The sequence below is a fragment of the Actinoplanes octamycinicus genome, from assembly GCF_014205225.1.
Lineage (GTDB): Bacteria > Actinomycetota > Actinomycetes > Mycobacteriales > Micromonosporaceae > Actinoplanes > Actinoplanes octamycinicus.
In genome coordinates, this window is sequence record NZ_JACHNB010000001.1 from 3650276 (window position 1) to 3669368 (window position 19093).

11 protein-coding genes and 1 pseudogene are annotated in these 19093 nt (G+C 74.0%); 9 read left to right on the forward strand and 3 right to left on the reverse strand.

Annotation, left to right across the window (positions count from 1 at the left end):
• Positions 1–347 precede the first annotated feature (347 nt).
• The 8 genes and pseudogenes from BJY16_RS16405 to BJY16_RS16440 all read left to right on the forward strand — a co-directional run bounded on the left by BJY16_RS16405 (position 348) and on the right by BJY16_RS16440 (position 10686).
• A complete protein-coding gene (locus BJY16_RS16405) occupies positions 348–749 on the forward strand; it encodes an SAV_6107 family HEPN domain-containing protein (RefSeq protein ID WP_185040294.1) in 402 nt (133 codons plus the stop codon).
• Positions 750–1227: 478 nt separating this feature from the next.
• A pseudogene (imuA', locus tag BJY16_RS16410) lies at positions 1228–1869 on the forward strand (DnaE2-dependent mutagenesis accessory factor ImuA'); the annotation flags it as partial.
• Between the two features lie 471 nt (positions 1870–2340).
• Positions 2341–4257 (forward strand): DNA polymerase Y family protein, encoded by a 1917-nt coding sequence (locus BJY16_RS16415; protein WP_185046481.1) that lies wholly within the window; start codon positions 2341–2343, stop codon positions 4255–4257.
• A 57-nt stretch (positions 4258–4314) separates the two neighbouring features.
• On the forward strand, positions 4315–7668 hold the full coding sequence (locus BJY16_RS16420) for an error-prone DNA polymerase (RefSeq protein ID WP_185046482.1): 3354 nt from the start codon (positions 4315–4317) through the stop codon (positions 7666–7668).
• Between the two features lie 81 nt (positions 7669–7749).
• The gene (locus tag BJY16_RS16425) at positions 7750–8115 is read left to right on the forward strand and encodes an SSI family serine proteinase inhibitor (protein WP_185040295.1); all 366 of its coding nucleotides are present in this window, start codon (positions 7750–7752) and stop codon (positions 8113–8115) included.
• Between the two features lie 27 nt (positions 8116–8142).
• Positions 8143–8889 carry a methyltransferase domain-containing protein gene (locus BJY16_RS16430; protein WP_185040296.1) on the forward strand — a complete coding sequence of 249 codons (747 nt, stop codon included), beginning with the start codon at positions 8143–8145 and terminating at the stop codon, positions 8887–8889.
• The gene (locus BJY16_RS16435) at positions 8886–10067 is read left to right on the forward strand and encodes an alkaline phosphatase family protein (RefSeq protein ID WP_185040297.1); all 1182 of its coding nucleotides are present in this window, start codon (positions 8886–8888) and stop codon (positions 10065–10067) included. The genes BJY16_RS16430 and BJY16_RS16435 overlap by 4 nt, the downstream gene beginning before the upstream one ends.
• Positions 10068–10293: 226 nt before the next feature.
• Positions 10294–10686 carry an SCO2097 family morphological protein gene (locus BJY16_RS16440; RefSeq protein ID WP_185040298.1) on the forward strand — a complete coding sequence of 131 codons (393 nt, stop codon included), beginning with the start codon at positions 10294–10296 and terminating at the stop codon, positions 10684–10686.
• A gap of 345 nt (positions 10687–11031) precedes the next feature.
• Here the strand turns inward: BJY16_RS16440 and BJY16_RS16445 are convergent, their stop codons facing one another.
• The 3 genes from BJY16_RS16445 to BJY16_RS16455 are packed head-to-tail and all read right to left on the reverse strand — an operon-like array spanning position 11032 to position 15817.
• Positions 11032–13482 carry a transglutaminase TgpA family protein gene (locus BJY16_RS16445; protein ID WP_185040299.1) on the reverse strand — a complete coding sequence of 817 codons (2451 nt, stop codon included), beginning with the start codon at positions 13480–13482 and terminating at the stop codon, positions 11032–11034.
• On the reverse strand, positions 13479–14777 hold the full coding sequence (locus BJY16_RS16450) for a DUF58 domain-containing protein (RefSeq protein ID WP_185040300.1): 1299 nt from the start codon (positions 14775–14777) through the stop codon (positions 13479–13481). The genes BJY16_RS16445 and BJY16_RS16450 overlap by 4 nt, the downstream gene beginning before the upstream one ends.
• A 2-nt stretch (positions 14778–14779) precedes the next feature.
• Positions 14780–15817, reverse strand: coding sequence for an AAA family ATPase (locus BJY16_RS16455; RefSeq protein ID WP_185040301.1), 1038 nt, complete (start codon positions 15815–15817; stop codon positions 14780–14782).
• A gap of 430 nt (positions 15818–16247) precedes the next feature.
• Here BJY16_RS16455 and leuS point away from each other — a divergent pair, with 430 nt between their 5' ends.
• Positions 16248–19055 (forward strand): leucine--tRNA ligase, encoded by a 2808-nt coding sequence (gene leuS, locus BJY16_RS16460; RefSeq protein WP_185040302.1) that lies wholly within the window; start codon positions 16248–16250, stop codon positions 19053–19055.
• Positions 19056–19093: the final 38 nt, after the last annotated feature.

Sequence of the window (19093 nt, forward strand, 5' to 3'; positions counted from 1 at the left end):
TGCCGGCTCCCGGCCCGGCGCACACGCCCGGCGCCCCTGCGGCGACACCCGTGCCCGGCGCGGCCGCCCGTGTGCCGGCGCAGGCGTCCAGCTCGGCCGCTCATACGAGGACTTTCCCACCCGGCGCCGCCGGTCGCGTGCCGGCGCAGCCGTCCGGCTCCGCTGCCCACCCACCGACTTCTGTGCCTGGCGCCGTCAGCCGTGTGCCGGCCCAGCCGTCCGGCTCCGCCGATGACGCACCGGCATCCGTGCCGGGCGGCGCGGGGCAGGTGGCCGGTCTGGCCGCGCGTGCGGCGCAGGCTGCCGGGGCGGGTGCCCGGGCGGAGGCGCCCACGGTGCCGGCGCACATGCTGCCCCATCGGACTCCCGCTCAGCTGCTGGCGATCGCCCGGCAGGGGCTGGCCGAGGCGGCGCACACCACTCCCGACGGCCTGCGCTATGCGGCGGCTCATCTGGCCGCCCTGCGGGCCGCCGCCGCTCTGCTCGCCGCCCGGGCTCGCCCGGCCGCACCCGGGCGGCGTACCCGCGCGACCAGTGTCTGGTCGCTGCTGGTGATGGTCGCGCCGGAGTTCGGCGACTGGGCCGGCTATTTCGCGCTCGGCGCCGGCAAGCGAGCGGCGGCCGAGGCCGGCATCCCGCACGTGGTGAGCGCCCGCGAGGCAGACGACCTGCTGCGCGCGGCCGAGCAGTTCGTCACGGTGGCGGAGTCGTCCCTCGGGATGTCCTATCAGCCGCCACTGGCGGCCTGACCAGCGCGGATTCCGGGACGCATCGGGGGCGGGTCCGGCGCCGCGGGGTGGTGGCCGAGGACCTGGCCTCCACAACGCCGTGTCTCCCGCGGACCGGGTCCGGCGCACGACGGCCGGGATGAGCGGGCTGCCGGCGACGACCCGGGTGGTCGCTTCCCCGGTCCGGCTTCCTGCGCTTCTCCCACGCCGGTGCGGTCGGCGGGCGGGGATCTTGCTGGAGGCGCCGGCCTGGTGTCGAGCCGGATGGGGGCGAAGGCCAGGGCGGTGACTTCGGTGCGGTGCGGGCTTGGGTTCCGGGCGGGTGCGGGCTGGATCAGCTTGGGTGGGCTGGACGGGAGGACGGGTTTTCACCGGCGGCATGCGTCTTGGGAATGGGTGGGCGTGTGCCGGGTGGCTTCGGCCGGGGCGTGGTGGGGCGCGCGGATCGGGCGGAGGGGTGTCGCCGCGGAGGAACACACGGGGAACAGAGCGGGGCACGATGGCAGGGCGCATGATCAGCGGGACGGCTGCCCTCGCGGAACTGGTACGGCCGGCGAGCGGGGCGGATGAGGCTGGGGCGCACCGGATGCTGCCGGTGGCGGCCGAGCTGGGCAACCTGCTGCCCGGTGGCGGGCTGCGGCGGGGAAGCACGGTGGCGGTGGCCGGTGGCCGGGCTGCTCGGGCCGGTGGCGGGACCTCACTGATGCTGGCCCTGCTCGCGGCCGCCTCCCGGGCCGGGTCGTGGTGCGCGGTCGTCGGGTTGCCGGCGCTCGGGGCGCTGGCCGCGGCGGAGACCGGGATCGTGCTGGAACGGCTGGCGCTGGTGCCCGACCCGGGACCGGACTGGCCGACCGTGGTGGCCGCCCTGATCGACGGTGTGGACGTGGTGGTCACGGCGGTGCCCGGGCCGGTGTCCGCGTCGATCGCGAGCCGGCTGGCCGCCCGGGCCCGGCAGCGGGGGAGCGTGCTGATGCCGTTCGGCGCCTGGTCCGGCGCGGACGTGACGTTGCAGGTCAGCCGGGGCCAGTGGGAGGGCCTCGGGAACGGCCGCGGCCGGCTGCGCCGCCGCGAGGTCACCGTGGTCGCCAACGGGCGCGGCGCCGCCGCCCGCCCCCGGGAACTGACCCTCTGGATGCCCGGCCTGACCATCCGCCCGGGAAGCGTGCCGGCCGACGGCGTCATCACCCCTCGGCCCAGCCCGGACGCCCGGACGATCCAGCCCCGCCCGGAGTCCTCCGGCGGTCGGCCGGTTCAGGTGCTGCCCGAGTCTTCGGGCGGTCGGCCGGTCCTCGTTGTCTCAGCGCCGGAGGGTGCGGCGATGGGGGATTCGGGGCGTGGTGGGGCCGGGGTGGTGGCGCGGGCCGGTGGAGCCGGGATCGCGGGGTGGGCTGGCGATGGCGAGGGAGTGCGGCAGGGCGGTGATGTCGGGGGAGTGCGGCAGGGCGGCGATCCCGGGGGAGTGCGGCAGGGCGGTGACGCCGGGGGAGTAGGGCGGGTTGGTGGTTCGGCGGGGGCTGGGCGGGGCGGGGCTGCGGGGCGGCGCCGGAGTGGGGGTGCCGGTGGGGGGAAACGGCGGGAAGCGGCCGCCGGGACGTCGGGGGGAGGCTAGGTGGTGGACGGGGCGCGGACGCTGATGCTGTGGTGCCCGGACTGGCCGGTGGTGGCGGCGGAGATCGTGCTCGGCGTGCCGGCCGCCGAGCCGGTCGCGGTGTTCGCCGGTAACCGGGTGCTGGCCTGTTCCGAGGCGGCGCGGCGGGAGACCGTGCGGCGCGGGCTGCGGCGGCGGGACGCGCAGGGACGATGTCCGCAACTGATCGTGGTGGAGCACGACCCGGGGCGGGACGCGCGGGCGTTCGAGCCGGTGGTGGCGGCAGTCGAGGAGGTCGCGGCCGGGGTCGAGGTGATCCGGCCGGGGGCGTGTGCGCTGGCGGCGCGGGGGCCGTCGCGGTACTACGGGGGCGAGGAGGCGGCCGCCGAGCGGATCGTCGAGCACGTCGCGCAGAGCTGTGCGGTGGAGAGCCAGGCGGGGATCGCGGACGGGGTGTTCGCGGCCGGGATCGCCGCGCGCAGCGGGCGGATCGTGGCGCCCGGGGAGACGCCGGGGTTCCTGGCCGGCGTGCCGGTCGAGGCGCTCGACCGGCCGGAGCTGACCGACCTGCTGCGCCGGCTCGGGGCGAAGACGCTGGGGGAGTTCGCCGCGCTGCCGGCCGGGGACGTGCTGACCCGGTTCGGGTTCGACGGGGCGCTGGCGCACCGGCTGGCCCGCGGCGGGGACCATCGGCCGCTCGCGGTCCGGCAGCCGCCGCCGGACCTGGCCGTCCAGGAGACCTACGACGAACCGCTGGCCCGGGTGGACACCGCGGCGTTCGCCGGGCGGGTGCTGGCCGAGCGGCTGCACGAGCGGCTCGCCGGACACGGGCTGGCCTGCACCCGGCTCGGTGTCGAGGCGGTCACCGCGGACGGCCAGGAGCTGCACCGGGTGTGGCGGCACGACGGGCTGCTCACCGCGGCCGCGATCGCCGAGCGGGTGCGCTGGCAGCTGGACGGCTGGCTGACCGGGGCACGCCGGAACGCGCCGGCCCGGCCGACCGCCGGCCTGGTCCGGCTGAGCCTGATCCCGGACGGCATCCTGGCGCACGCCGGCCTGCAGCCCGGCCTGTGGGGTGACGCGGGCGCCGAGCGGGACCGCGCGCACCGGGCGTTCAGCCGGGTGCAGGGCCTGCTCGGGCCGGAGGCGGTGGTGACCCCGGTGATCGGCGGTGGCCGGTCCGGGGACGACCAGATCCGCCTGGTGCCGTGGGGGGACGAGCGCTCCCCGGCCCGCCCGGCCACCGGGCACGCCGACCCCATCCCGGACCTGCGCACCGTCCCGGTCCTGGACCGCGCCGTCGCTCCGGAGCTGCCCGGGATGCCCGCCCGGCAGTTCCCGGTGCCGGTCACCCCGGCCCCGTTCCGCGTGATCACCGGCGAGGCGCAAGGAAACGGGCTGCGGCGAGGCGAGCCGGGAGAAGGCGAGGCGCGAGGAAGTGGCCTGCTGACAGGCGAGGCGCTGGGAGTTGAAGCGCGAGGAGGTGGGCTGCTGACAGGCGAGGCGCTGGGAGGCGAGGCGCGAGGAGGTGTGACGCGGGAAGGGAAGCTGCCCGGGGCGGTGCTCGCGGGCGTACCGAAAAGATCCGCGGACCGCCGCAAGGGGCCGCCGCTGCCGCCCTGGCCGGGCCGCCTGCCCCGGCCGTCGCCCGCGATGGTGCTGCCGGAGCCGCTCCCGGCGGTCGTGCACGACGAGACCGGCCTGCCGGTCGGCGTGTCCGCCCGCCTGGAGCTCACCGGCGTGCCCACCACCCTGACCGTCGACCGCTCCGCCCCGCTGCCGATCACCGGCTGGACCGGACCGTGGCCGGTCGACGAGCGCTGGTGGGCGCCGGAGGAGGCGCGCCGGCGGGCCCGGTTCCAGATGAGCCTGGCCGACGGCCGGGCGTTGCTGCTCGCGCTGGCCGCCGGCCGGTGGACGGTGGAGGCGATCTATGACTGACCGGGCGGGCGTCGATGAGTTTCGACGATGGCGATCGGTGACCGACCGGGCGGGCCGATGAGTTTCCACAATCCGGAGCGGCCGTGGGCCGAGATGGAACGGGTGCTGTCCGGGACCGGCCGCGATCTCTGGTCGGATCCCGGGCCCGCGCAGGTCGTCGACCCGATCGCGGCGGAGGCGGACGGCGGCGACTCGCCGGCCTGGACCCGCAAGCGCGAGCCCTACCGGGCCCCGGCCCTGGTCCGCGCCGAGTCCACGGTCGACTACGCGGAGCTGCACTGCCACACCAACTTCAGCTTCCTGGACGGCGCCAGCCACCCGGAGGAGCTGGCCGAGGAGGCCGCCCGGCTCGGCCTGACCGGTCTGGCGGTCACCGACCACGACGGCTTCTACGGCGTGGTCCGGTTCTCCCAGGCGGCCCGCGAGCTGGGCCTGCCCACCATCTTCGGCGCCGAGCTGTCGCTGGGCCTGACCCGCCCGCAGAACGGCGAGCCGGACCCGGAGGGCACCCACCTGCTGGCCCTGGCGCACGGGCACGAGGGCTACGCCCGGCTGGCCCGGGTGATCTCCGAGGCCCAGCTGGCCGGCGGGGAGAAGGGCAAACCGGAGTACGACAGCCTGGAGCGGGTCGCCGAGACGCTGAAGGACCACGTCCTGGTGCTGACCGGCTGCCGCAAGGGCACGGTTCCGCGGGCCCTGGCCACCGGCGGGCACGCCGCCGCCGGCGCCGAGCTGGACCGCCTGGTCGACCTGTTCGGCGCGCCGAACGTGGCGGTCGAGCTGACCGATCACGGCGACCCGTACGACGCGGACTACAACGACGCCCTGTTCCTGCTGGCCCGGCAGCGCGGGCTGGAGGTGGTGGCGACCGGCAACGTGCATTACGCCACCCCGTCCCGGCGCCGGCTGGCCACCGCGCTCGCCGCGGTCCGGGCCCGGCGCAGCCTGGACGAGATGGACGGCTGGCTGCCCGCGGCCGGCACCGCCCACCTGCGCAGCGGCGCCGAGATGGCGCGCCGGTTCGCCGACTACCCGGGCGCGGTGGAGAACGCCGCGATCTACGGCGGCGATCTCGCCTTCGACCTCGACCTGGTCGCCCCCAAGCTGCCCGACTACGACGTCCCGGCCGGCCACACCGAGATGAGCTGGCTGCGCGAGCTGACCATGCGGGGCGCGCGGGAACGGTACGGCGAGCACCACCCGAAGGCCTACCAGCAGCTCGAGTACGAACTGCGGATGATCGAGGAGCTGGGCTTCCCCGGGTACTTCCTGGTCGTCTACGACATCGTCCAGTTCTGCCGGGAGAACCGCATCTACTGCCAGGGCCGGGGCTCGGCGGCCAACTCGGCGGTCTGCTACGCCCTGTGGATCACCAACGTCGACGCGGTCCGGTACAACCTGCTCTTCGAGCGCTTCCTGGCCCCGGAACGGGACGGCCCGCCGGACATCGACGTGGACATCGAGTCGGACCGCCGCGAGGAGGTCATCCAGCACGTCTACACGAAGTACGGCCGGGAGCACACCGCCCAGGTCGCCAACGTGATCTCCTACCGCCCCCGGTCGGCGGTCCGGGACATGGCCCGCGCGTTCGGCTTCTCGGCCGGTCAGCAGGACGCCTGGAGCAAGCAGATCGACCGCTGGGGCGACGTGGCGACCGCCGACAGCGAGATGCCGAAGCAGGTCGTGGAGTTCGCCAACGCGGTCCAGAACTTCCCCCGCCACCTGGGCATCCACTCCGGCGGCATGGTGATCTGCGACCGCCCGATCATCGAGGTCTGCCCGGTGGAGTGGGGCCGGATGCCGGGCCGCACCGTCCTGCAGTGGGACAAGGACGACTGCGCCGCCGTCGACCTGGTCAAGTTCGACCTGCTCGGGCTCGGCATGCTGTCCGCGCTGCACTACGCCTACGACATGATCTCCGACGAGCTGGACATCGGCACGATGCCGCTCGACGACCCCGAGGTCTACGCGATGCTCTGCCGGGCCGACTCGGTCGGGGTGTTCCAGGTGGAGAGCCGGGCCCAGATGGCGACGCTGCCCCGGCTCAAGCCCGACTGCTTCTACGACCTGGTGATCGAGGTGGCGCTGATCCGGCCGGGGCCGATCCAGGGCGGGTCGGTGCACCCGTACATCCGGCGCAAGAACAAGCTGGAGAAGCCGGACGTGCCGCACCCGCTGATGGAGAACGCGCTGGCCAAGACGCTCGGGGTGCCGCTCTTCCAGGAGCAGCTGATGCAGCTGGCGATCGACGTGGCCGGATTCGACCCGTCCGAGGCGGATCAGCTGCGCCGGGCGATGGGCTCGAAACGCTCGGTGGAGAAGATGGAGCGGATCCGGCGCCGCCTCTACGACGGGATGGCCGGCAACGGGATCACCGGCGAGCTGGCCGACGACCTGTTCCACAAGCTCTCCGCGTTCGCCAGCTACGGCTTCCCGGAGAGCCACGCGATGAGTTTCGCCTACCTGGTCTACGCGAGCGCCTGGCTGAAGCGGTACCACCCGGCGGCGTTCTGCGCGGCGCTGCTGAACGCCCAGCCGATGGGCTTCTACTCGCCGCAGACCCTGGTCGACGACGCCCGCCGGCACGGCGTCGAGGTGCGCCGCCCGGACATCAACCGCAGCGACGCGATGGCCACCCTGGAGACCACGCCGGCCAGCCGGCGCAAGTCCGAGCCGGGCGAGCCGCCGCACGCCTGGGGGCTCGGCGGCCCGGCGGTCCGGCAGGGGCTGCGGGCCATCCGGACGATCGGCACGGAGCTGGCCGAGCGGATCGAGGCGGAGCGCCGGGCGCACGGGCCGTACCGGTCGATGACCGATCTGGCCCGGCGGACCGGATGCTCGACCGGGCACCTGGAGGCGCTCGCCACCGCCGACGCGTTCGCGAGTTTCGGTCTCTCCCGGCGGGAGGCGCTGTGGGCGGCCGGCGCGGCCGCCCAGGACAAGCCGGATCGGCTGCCCGGCACGGTGACCGGCACCGAGGCGCCGATGCTGCCCGGGATGAGCGAGGTGGACGAGCTGGTCGCGGACGTCTGGGCGACCGGGCTGTCGCCGGAGACGCACCCGGCGCGGTTCCTCCGGGAGCAGCTGACCGGGGCCGGGGCGCTGCGGATCACCGAGCTGGCGGAGGTGGCGGCGGGCAGCCGGGTCCGGGTCGGCGGGATCGTGACGCACCGGCAGCGGCCGGCCACCGCGGGCGGGGTGACCTTCGTGAACCTCGAGGACGAGACCGGGATGCTGAACGTGACCTGCTCGCCCGGGCTGTGGCTGCGCTACCGGCGGGTGGCGCGGAGCAGCTCGGCGCTGCTGGTGCGGGGGAAGCTGGAGAAGGTCGAGGGGGTGCTGAACCTGGTGGCGGATCGGCTGGAGGCGCTCACGCCGCCGGTGACGCCGGCATCGCGGGATTTCCGGTGACGCGCTTATTTCGTACAAAAACCGGATTTTTGGTGTCGACTGGCATAGGGTGCGCTACCAGGAACCAACGGGGAGTGCGCCATGCTGTTCCAGATCTCTGCCGGTCTCGCCGCGGTCCTGGCGACCGCCGTGCCGGTGAAAGCCGACACCGGCTCGCGTCTCGTGCTGACCTACGCGGCCGGCGCCGGTTACGCCACCGCGGTCAAGCTCACCTGTGACCCGGCCGGCGGCGGCCACCCGAAGCCGGCCCAGGCCTGCGCCCAGCTCACCCGGGCCGGCGCGGACCCGGCCCGGATCAAGCCGGCGGACCGCTACTGCTTCCTGCTCTACAAGCCGATCACCGCGCGGCTGGCCGGCACCTGGCGGGGACGCTCGGTGACGTGGACGCACACCTACGGCAACAGTTGTGAGATGAACCGCGCCACCGGTGTCCTGTTCGATTTCTGAGCTTGTCCGGGCGACTAGGCTGCCCTGGTGGACACCGCACTCGCACGAACCGGCCGGCCGCTCGTCACCGCCCGCACCGCCGCGGTCTGGGCCGTCCTGCGCCGGGAGCTGGACCGGCACGCCGGCCGTGAGCTGACCGTCCTGGACGTCGGCGGGGGCACCGGCGGGTTCGCCGTGCCGCTGGCCGAGGCCGGGCACACGGTCACCGTGATCGACGCGAGCCCGGACGCGCTCGCCGCCCTGACCCGCCGCGCCGCCGACGCCGGCGTGGCCGGCCGGGTGCGCGCCGTGCAGGGCGACGGCGACGCGCTCGCCGGGCTGGTCGAGCCGGCCAGCGCCGACCTCATCCTGTGCCACGCCGTGCTCGAGGTGGTCGACGACCCGGCCGCGACGGTCACCGCGATCGCCGGCGCGCTGCGTCCCGGCGGCGCGCTCAGCCTGCTGGTCGCCAGCCGCGCCGCGGCGATCCTGGGCCGCGCCGTCAACGGCCACCTGCAGGCCGCGTCCGCCCTGGTCACCGATCCGGACGGCCGATCCGGCCCGCGCGACACGCTGCGCCGGCGCTACGACGCGGAGACCGCCGCCGCGCTGCTGCGGGGCGCCGGCCTGGAGGTCGAGGAGACGCACGGGGTGCGGGTCGTCGCCGACCTGCTGCCGGCCGCGGTGGTCGAGGAGGACCCGCAGGCGGTGCTGGACCTGGAGCTGGCGCTGAGCGCCCAGCCACCGTTCCGGGACATCGCCTCCCAGCTGCACCTGTTCGCCCGCCGGCCATGACCGGGGTGCCCGACGACGGGCTGCACCCGGACGCGCTGCGGCTGGTCCGCCCGGCCTACGGCACCGGCAGCCTGGCCGACCTGCTGCCCAGCGTGAGTGCGGTGCTCGGGGTGCCGGGCGCGGCCGACGTGCTGGGCCTGGGCGCCCGGCTGGACGGGGTCGACAAGGTCGCCGTGCTGCTCGTCGACGGGCTCGGCGCCTACCAGTTGCCGCTGGCCGCGCCGCACGCGCCGGTCCTCGCCGACCTGGCCGCCGGTGGCCGTGGGCACGCCGGCACGCTGACCGCCGGCTTCCCGTCGACCACCCCGGTCAGCCTGGTCACCCTGGGCGCCGGGGTGGCGCCCGGGGCGCACGGCGTGCTCGGGTTCACCGTCCGCCGCCCGGACGGCCGGCCGCTCACCCACATCCTCTGGGGCGACGACCCGGACCCGCGGCAGTGGCAGCCGGTGCCGACCCGGATGGAGCTCGCGGCCGCGGCCGGGGTGCGGGTCACCGTGGTCAGCAAGCCGCAGTTCGAGGGCAGCGGGCTCTCGCTCGCGGCGAACCGGGGCGGGGCCTACCGGGGCGCCGCGGACGGCATGGCGGTCGCCGACGGGATGCTGGCCGCGCTGCGCGAGGCGGACGGCCCGGCGCTGGTCTACGGCTACCACCCGGACCTCGACCACTTCGGCCACGAGGACGGCGTCGGCTCGGCGAGCTGGCGGGAGGCCGCCCGCGGGGTGGACAAGCTGCTCGACCGGGTGGTGCACCGCCTGCCGCCGCGGTCCGCGCTGCTGGTGGTCGCCGACCACGGTCAGCTGAACGTGCCGCTGGAGGGGCGCCGCGACCTGTCCACGACGCCGGAGCTGAGCGACGGCGTGGCCGGGGTGGCCGGCGAGCCCCGGGTGCGCTATCTGCACGTCGAGGACGGGGCGCTGGACGACGTGCTGGCCACCTGGCGCGGGGTGTTCGGCGACTCGGCCTCGGTGCTGACCCGGGACGAGGCGATCGGGGCGGGCTGGTTCGGGCCGGTGCCGGCCGGGCACGCCGAGCGGATCGGGGACGTCGTGGTGCTCTGCTGGGGCCGCACGGTCGCGGTGGCCTCCGGGTGGGAACCGGTCAAAGCCGGGCAATTGATCGCGTACCACGGATCGGCCACCGCCGCCGAGATGACCGTGCCCCTGCTGATCGTCCGCTGACCGAGGGCATCCGTATCACTCGATGTCGCCGACCGTCTACCTGCCGTAACGGGGCTGGTGAGCCGGGCGTTTCGGACGAATCGATCTTCCCGGCACGGAAAATCACCCGCACTCGGCCGTCGTCCCGCTTTCCGACCCGCCAACCCCCTCGTAGACTTGCGTGGTAAGGCAGCCGACGGCTGCCCCGGCCCCACGCGGGCCGGACTTGCGCCCGGGGAGGAAAGCCGTGCCGCTCTCGGAGCACGAGCAGCGGCTGTTCGATCAGATCGAGCGGTCGCTTGCCGAGGACCCCAAATTCGCCTCGGCTGTGCGGGCCAGCGACCCGCGTTTCCATGCACGGCGCCGGCTCATCATCGCCGCGTTCGTGATCGTGCTTGGTCTGGCCCTAGTCGTGTACGGGACGGTCGCGAGCAATACCCTGCTCGGCGTCGCCGGCTTCGTCGTGATGCTGGGCTCGGCTGCCTTCGCGATGCAGTCGCGCAAGCGCGGGCAGGCCCCCGACCTCAGGTCGGTCGGTGGCACCGCGTCCCGGCGCACGCGTTCCGGCCGCCGGGGTAACGGTGGGTTGCTCGACCGCCTGGAGGACCGCTGGAAGCAGCGCCCGGAGGGACATCGCTGACGGCCCCGGCCGGCATCGATCGACGGCGGCCATCGGCCGCCGTCGCCATTCCTCTGTGCGGCAGGCTTTCCGGTACGCGGTGAGCACCGCCGCCCGCGTCGCGCGGCATCACCGGCCCCGTCGCGCACCGCGCCTGCCGTCCGCGTCGCGTCGTCCAGCTCGGCCGGGCTACGGCCCCGTGGCCGTCCTCCCTGTCGCGCCGGCCCGCCTTCCGCGGCGCGGCCATCGGCGCCATCCGTGACGAGCGGAGCTGAGGACGCCGGCTCGCTCGCGCTCTCGACGACGAAGGCCCCCTCCTCACCCGAGGAGGGGGCCTTCACCGTCTGGTCGAACGGTCCCGGTCGCTCAGCGGGCGCGCCTCAGCAGCCGCCGCGGGGTGAACCGGACCATCGCGTCGCGCGCCCGGCTCGCCACCTCCATCGTCCGGGTGCCGGCCTCGGACATCGCCAGCCGCCACCCCAGGATGATCGACGGCGGCAGCAGCGCCGCCCGCAGCCGCACCCGCGCCGTCGCCGAGTGCGACAGCCCGGCCCGTACCTGCCGCAGCGCGGAGGTCAGCTCGGCGCCCTGCATCGGCTGCCGCGCGTACCTCGCCCGCTCCTCGGCGGTGCCGAGCAGCTCCGCCGCGGCGGCCGGCTCCGCCCCGAGCACACCCTCTTTGACCAGGCGTTGCGCGGTCACCCGCGGCGTCTCGGTCGGGTCGACCGCGATCTGGAAGTCGACCATCGTGTCGACCAGCTCGTCCCAGGCCGCGTGCGCGTCCGCCCGGGCCCGCACCGCATCGCCGGTCACCACGATGTCGGTGACCGCCCCGGCGGTGCCCGGCTCGCCCGCCGCGGTCGCCACCGCGGGCGGCGGGCCGGCCGTCGCGTTGTTCCGCTGGCGGCGCAGCAGCACCCGGCGCAGGGCCGGGACCAGCAGCAGCGCGAGCAGCGTGAAGACCCCGATCGCGATCAGCAGCCCGGTCCAGTTGTCCTGGTCGGTGCTGACCACGCCGGCCAGATCGCCGTTGTTGCCGTCGTTGCCGGTCTCCGGCCGCTCCGCCTTGCCCGGCGCCGCCGACGAGCTGGGGCCCGGCGCGGCCGAGCCGGTCGCGGTCGGGACCGGCGCGGTGGTCCGGTCGGTGTCCGGCGCGTAGTCCGAGCGGGCCGCGCCGGTCACCCCGGCGGCCGGCGTCGCGTCGAACGGGATCCACCCGAAGCCCTGCAGGTAGACCTCGGTCCAGGCGTGCGCGTTCCGGTTGGTGATCACGTACGAGTCGTTGTCCTTGGTGCCCCGGGTGAAGCCGAACGCCACCCGGGCCGGGATCCCGGCTGCCCGCACCATCCACGCCATCGCGGTCGCGTACTGCTGGCAGTAGCCCTGCTTGTTGCGCAGGAACGACTCGATGGCCGACATGTTCGGCGTCGACTGGGCGCTCACGCTGTACGAGAACCCGTTCTTCTTGGAGAACGAGTCGTAGATCGCCCGCACCTTGTCGTACTCGGTGGCCTTGCCCCTGGTCAGCTGCCGGACCTTGAGGTTGACGTAGGCGTTCTCCGGCACCTCGGTGAACTGCCGGAGATTGCTGTTGCTCGCCAGCGGCTCGGCCTGACGCAGCTGGGCCGGGGTGAACTCCGGCCGCAGGTAGTCGATCGAGTACTTCTGCTTGCTGGTGGTGACCCGGTTCGAGTAGAGCACCTGCTGGTTCGGGTCGAACGCCCAGCTGCCGGAGAGGCCGCCGATGCTGACCGGGTTGGCGTAGACCGGCGCCATGGTCTGCTTCAGCGCGTCGGTGATCTCGATGTCCGCGTGGTACTGCTGGAACGGGATCGAGGACCCCACGCTCGGGTTCGGCAGGCTGCCCCGGTCCAGGTTGCTGCCGTTCGGCGGCTGGTTGCCGGTGCCGTCCTCGGTGAGCTGGTCGGCGACGCCGAAGCGCAGGTAGAACGGCTCCTTCTCGGTGGTCCGGACGCGTAGCAGGGTGACCGTGTCGGTCCGGTTCAACTGGCCGCTGAGCGACGCGTACAGGTTGATCCGCCCGCCGCCGCCCTTGCCGATCCCGCCGCCGACCCCGTTGCCGCTCTGGGTCAGCTGGGACAGCAGGCCGCCGGTGACGGTCGGCACGACCAGCGGCAGCAGCACCGCCACCACCACGCCGACCAGGCCGAGCCGCCGGCCGGCCGCGGCCAGCGGGGACGGCTCCCAGACGTCCACGTCCCGGCCGTCGCCGGTGAACCGGCGGCCGAACCGGCGGACCCGGTCCACGTTGTCGGCGACCAGCAGCCAGAGGTAGCCGCAGGCGCCCACGATGAACGGGGTGACCGGCACGCTGTCCAGGTAGACCGCGACCGGGATGGAGTAGATCGCCAGCATCGGCAGGCCGGCCAGGGCCGGCCGCCGGAACACCGCGGTGAGCAGGTCGACCACGATGGCCACCGCGCCGATGCCGGCCGCCGCGACGAACAGCAGCCCGTCCCGGTCCGGGACCGGCACGGCGTACTGCCGGGTGTCCTGCCCGGCCTGCTGGACCAGATCGGCGAAGTGGGCGAAGGTCGCCGGCAGCGGCACCAGCATCTCGTGCCCGCTCGGGAAGATCCAGGTCAGCGTGACAGCCAGACCGACCACCATGGCCAGCGCCTGGGCCCAGCTCGGCAGCCGCAGGGTGCGGGCGAGCACCGCCGCCCCGGCCACCATGATCACCACCAGCATCACCTGGAGCAGCCAGGTCCACGAGTCGAAGATCGCCGACAGCGGCGCGGAGGCCAGCAGGGTGGCGCCGGCCGCGACCAGCCCGAGACGACGACGGCCGGTCATCGGATCACCCCGCCCACCGTCTCGGCCATCGCCGCCCGATAGGCGAAGCCCTGCGATCCGCGGCCCACCGTGGGCCACAGCCCGGGCAACGTCTCGCCGTGCGTCACCGGCACCGAGCGCCAGCCGCTGCGCACCAGCGCGAGCGACGCGGCGGCGTGCTCCCGGTCCGACTCCTGCCGGTCGCCCGCCGTCATCGGGATCCAGGTGGCGCTGTCGATGGCGAACCCGACACAGGTCGCGCCGTTGCCGCGCAGCCCGGTGAGCAGGTGCGCCTCGGCCGTGGTCAGGGTGCCGAACAGGCCGATCACCAGGCCGCCGTCGGACCGCCGGCGGACCTGCTCGACCAGCCCGGACACGTCGCCGGCCGAGGCCAGCTTGACGTCCGCCAGGGCGTCCAGGATCAGGCCCTCGCCGCCGGCCTCGGCCGCGTCGATGTCCACCCCGGTCCCGGTCACCAGGCGCACCTTGTAGCCCGCCTCGCGCAGGTGCACCGCGATGCTGGCGGCCGCCGCGACGGCCCACTCGAAGCTCGCCGTCGGGCCCTCGCCGCGGTGCGCGTGCGCCCGGGTGTCCAGCACCACGGTCGCCCGGCTGTCCCAGGGCTGCTCCTCGCGGCGGACCATCAGCTCACCGGTGCGGGCGGTGGACCGCCAGTGCACCCGGCGCAGGTCGTCGCCGCGCCGGTACTCCCGGGTGGCGGCGTCGTCCTCGCCGTGCACCGCCACCGAGCGGGCCCGGCTGTCCCCGGTGCCCGCGTACTCCCCGGCCAGCCGCACCCGGGGGAGCGGCGTGACCTGCGGGATCACGGTGAGCTGGTCGACGCTGGGGAACGAGCGGGTCAGCTCGCACAGGCCGAACGGGTCGGTCAGCCGGACCACCAGCGGACCGATCGGGTAGCGGCCACGCACGTCGGCGCGCACGGTGTAGGCCACCGAGCTCGCCTGGTGCGCGCCGAGCCGCTCCAGCACCACCCGGGGCCGGCTGCCCAAGGCATAGGGCAGGCGGTCCTCCAGCAGCATGGTGCCGGTGGGCAGGCGGGAGAGGTTCTGCAGGCGCAGGATGACCCGCGCGCTGGAGCCGACCGGCGCCCGGCCCGGCTCCAGCGAGCGGGTGCAGGCCAGTTTGTACCGGCTGCGGCCGACGTAGGCGGCGGCCAGCAGTGGCAGCGCGGCCAGCAGCACGGCGACCCGGAGCAGGTCGCGCTCGCCGAGGATGAGCGCGGAGATCCCGGCCGCGATCGCCGCGGCCAGGAACGAGCGGCCGCGCGTGGTGAGACCCCGCAGCGCCTCCCGCATGATCAACGCCCCCGGGACTCGTACGGCGCGCGGCCGTCCCGGGTGTCGTACGGGTTCCGGTTCGCCTGCGGGATCGGCAGCCGGTGCACGATCTCCGACACGATGGTGTCCGTGGTCCGGCGGTTGAGCTGCGCGTCCGGCGTCGGGATCAGCCGGTGGGCGAGCACCGGCACGGCGAGCGCCTGCAGGTCGTCGGGGAGCACGTAGTCCCGGCCCTCCAGCGCGGCCACCGCCTTGGCGGTGCGCAGCAGCTGCAGGGTGGACCGCGGGGACGCGCCGAGGCGGATCTCCGGGGCCTCCCGGGTGGCGGTGACCAGGGCGATCGCGTACTGCTGGACGGCGTCGGCGGCGTGCACCGCGCGGGCCGTCTCGATCAGCCGGCGGACCAGCGCGGCGTCGGCCACCGCGCGGATGTCGTTCAGCGGGTCGTGGTCGCCGTGCAGGCCCAGCATGGCCAGCTCGGCCCGCGGGTCCGGGTACCCCATCGCGATCCGGGCGGTGAACCGGTCCCGCTGCGCCTCCGGCAGCGGGTAGGTGCCCTCCATCTCGATCGGGTTCTGCGTGGCCACCACCATGAACGGAGCCTGCAGCTCGTAGGTCGTGCCGTCGACCGTGACCTGCCGCTCCTCCATGCACTCCAGCAGGGCGGACTGGGTCTTCGGCGAGGCCCGGTTGATCTCGTCGCCGACCACCAGGTTGGCGAACACGGCACCCGGCTTGAACTCGAAGTCCCGGGTCTCCTGGTTGTAGACGCTGACCCCGGTGACGTCGCTGGGCAGCAGGTCCGGGGTGAACTGGATCCGGCGCACCGAGCAGTCGATCGAGCGGGCCAGGGCCTTGGCGAGTTTGGTCTTGCCGACGCCCGGCACATCCTCGATCAGCAGGTGCCCCTCGGCGAGCAGGACCGCGAGGGCCAGCCGCACCGTCGCGCTCTTGCCCTCGATGACCTGCTCGATGTTGGCCATGATGGCTTGCGTCGCGGCGCGGAACTCGGCGCTGGTCAGCGGTCCTGTCGGCTCGCCCCAGGTCGGCGTTGTCACGGGCTTCCTCCCAGTAGTACGTACCCCGAGGGTGGGTCACCCACCGTCAGGACACCCCAAGGTTGCGGGCGCCCAGCGGTCCGTGGGCCTCCGGCGCTCGCCGCCCGTCCTGACAGGTTATCCCCGGACGTACATCCCTCCGAAAGGCCGGAACGCGAGGGCTTTTGAGAAAACGGAGCAAACATGGTCCATTCACCGACGGTGATCGGATTTCAGACCCGTTCCGCGCCCGGCGGCATACCGGTCGCCGTGCGTGACGGCGGGCGGGTATCATGGCGCGCATGGCTCGGTCTGTTCTGCTCCTTAGCCGGCCGCGCTGAACCGACAGCGTTATCCGACCAGTCGGTACAGTGCGGCGCCCCCTCCTGCGTGAGGGGCTTTTTTATGCCCTCCGGAGCGCGAACCCCACCAGCCCACTGACGTAGACGAGATGGTGAAGATGAGCGAGACCGAGAACCCGTTCCGTTACACCGCCGCGCTGGCCGGCGAGATGGAGCTGCGCTGGCAGCAGTACTGGGCGGAGAACGGGACGTTCCACGCGCCCAACCCGGTCGGCGAGCTGGCCGACCCGGACCACCCGCGGGCCGGCGCGCCCAAGCTGCACGTGCAGGACATGTTCCCGTACCCGTCCGGCGCCGGCCTGCACGTCGGGCACCCGCTGGGCTACATCGGCACCGACTGCTACACCCGCTACCAGCGGATGGCCGGCTTCAACGTGCTGCACCCGATGGGCTTCGACGCGTTCGGCCTGCCCGCCGAGCAGTACGCGGTGCAGACCGGCACCCACCCCGCGGTGACCACCGCGGCCAACGTCGAGCGGTACCGGCAGCAGCTGCGCCGGCTGGGCCTGGCGTACGACGACCGCCGCTCGTTCTCCACCACCGACCCGGAGTACTACCGCTGGACCCAGTGGATCTTCCTGCAGGTCTTCAACTCCTGGTACGACACCGAGCTGCACAAGGCCCGGCCGATCAGTGAGCTGATCACCGAGTTCGAGACCGGCACCCGCCCGGCCCCGGGCACCCCGTGGAAGGACATGTCGCCGGCCGAGCGGCGCAAGCTGATCGACGGCCACCGGCTGGCCTACGTCTCCGAGGCCCCGGTCAACTGGTGCCCCGGCCTGGGCACCGTGCTGGCCAACGAGGAGGTCACCCCGGACGGTCGCTCCGAGCGCGGCAACTTCCCGGTCTTCCAGCGCAGCCTGAAGCAGTGGATGATGCGGATCACCGCGTACGGTGACCGCCTGGTCGACGACCTGGACGCGCTGGACTGGCCGGAGCCGGTCAAGCTGATGCAGCGCAACTGGATCGGCCGCAGCCGGGGCGCGCACGTCGACTTCCCGGTCGGCAACGACCACATCCGGGTCTTCACCACCCGCCCGGACACCCTGTTCGGCGCCACCTACATGGTCCTGGCCCCGGAGCACGAGCTGGTCGCCTCGATCGTCCCGGCCGCCTGGCCGGAGGGCACCCACGAGGTGTGGACCGGCGGGGCCGCCACCCCGGCCGAGGCCGTCGCCGCCTACCAGGCGACCGCCGCGGCCAGGACCGAGGAGGAGCGCACCGCCGAGGGCAAGGTGAAGACCGGCGTCTTCACCGGGGCGTACGCCACCAACCCGGTCAACGGGGCGAGCATCCCGGTCTTCATCGCCGACTACGTGCTGGCCGGTTACGGCACCGGCGCGATCATGGCGGTGCCCGGGCACGACGAGCGCGACTTCGAGTTCGCCACGGTGTTCGAGCTGCCGGTGGTCCGCACGATCGTCACCCCCGACGGGTTCGAGGGCGCCTACGTCGGCGACGGCGAGGTGATCAACTCCGAATTCCTGAACGGGATGACCAAGGACGACGCCAAGGCCGCCATGATCGCCTGGCTGGAGGAGAACGACAAGGGCGCCGGGGCCACCACCTACCGGCTGCGCGACTGGCTGTTCAGCCGCCAGCGGTACTGGGGCGAGCCGTTCCCGATCGTCTACGACGAGACCGGCCTGCCGGTGGCGCTGCCTGAGTCGATGCTGCCGGTCGAGCTGCCGGACGTGGACGACTTCTCGCCGCGCACCTTCGACCCGGACGACGCGGACACCGAGCCGGAGACCCCGCTGTCCCGCAAGAAGGACTGGGTGCAGGTCGAGCTGGACCTGGGTGACGGGCCGAAGACCTACACCCGGGAGACCAACACCATGCCGCAGTGGGCCGGCTCCTGCTGGTACGAGCTGCGCTACCTGGACCCGCACAACGACAAGGCGCTGGTCGACCCGGCCAACGAGGCGTACTGGATGGGCCCGCGCTCGGCGACCGACCCGGGCGGCGTCGACCTGTACGTCGGCGGCGTCGAGCACGCCGTGCTGCACCTGCTGTACGCCCGCTTCTGGCACAAGGTCCTGTTCGACCTGGGCCACGTCTCGTCCTTCGAGCCGTTCCGCAAGCTGTTCAACCAGGGCTACATCCAGGCGTACGCGTTCCGCGACAGCCGCGGCGTGATCGTCCCGGCCGAGGAGGTCGTCGAGCGCGACGGCAAGTGGTACTACGGCGACCAGCAGGTCAACCGCGAGTACGGCAAGATGGGCAAGTCGCTGAAGAACGTGGTCACCCCGGACGAGATGTGCGAGCAGTACGGCGCCGACACGTTCCGGGTCTACGAGATGGCGATGGGCCCGCTGGACGTCTCCCGCCCCTGGGAGACCCGGGCGGTGATCGGGTCGCAGCGCTTCCTGCAGCGAGTCTGGCGTCTGGTGATCGACGAGGAGACCGGCGCGGTCCGGGTCGCCGACGAGCCGCTGGACGCCAAGTCCCGCAAGGTCCTGCACAAGGTCATCGCCGGGGTCCGCGAGGACATGGGCGAGCTGCGGTTCAACACCGCGATCGCCAAGCTGATCGAGCTGACCAACACGCTGACCCCGCTGCCCACGGTCTCCCGCGAGGCCGTCGAGCCGCTGGTGCTGATGCTGTCCCCGTTCGCCCCGCACCTGGCCGAGGAGCTGTGGAGCAAGCTGGGCCACACCGGCACGCTGGCCTACGCCGACTTCCCGCAGGCCGACCCGGCCCAGCTGGTGGCCGACTCGATCACCTACCCGGTCCAGGTCAACGGCAAGGTCCGCGGCCGCGTCGAGGTCGCCCCGGACACCCCGGAGGAGGAGGTCCGCGCGCAGGCCCTGGCCGCCGTCACCGAGGCCCTGGCCGGCAAGGACCCGAAGAAGGTCATCGTCGTCAAGGGCCGCCTGGTCAGCGTCGTCGTCTGACCCACCGGCAGCACCCGGGCCGATCCCGCCACCCGCGG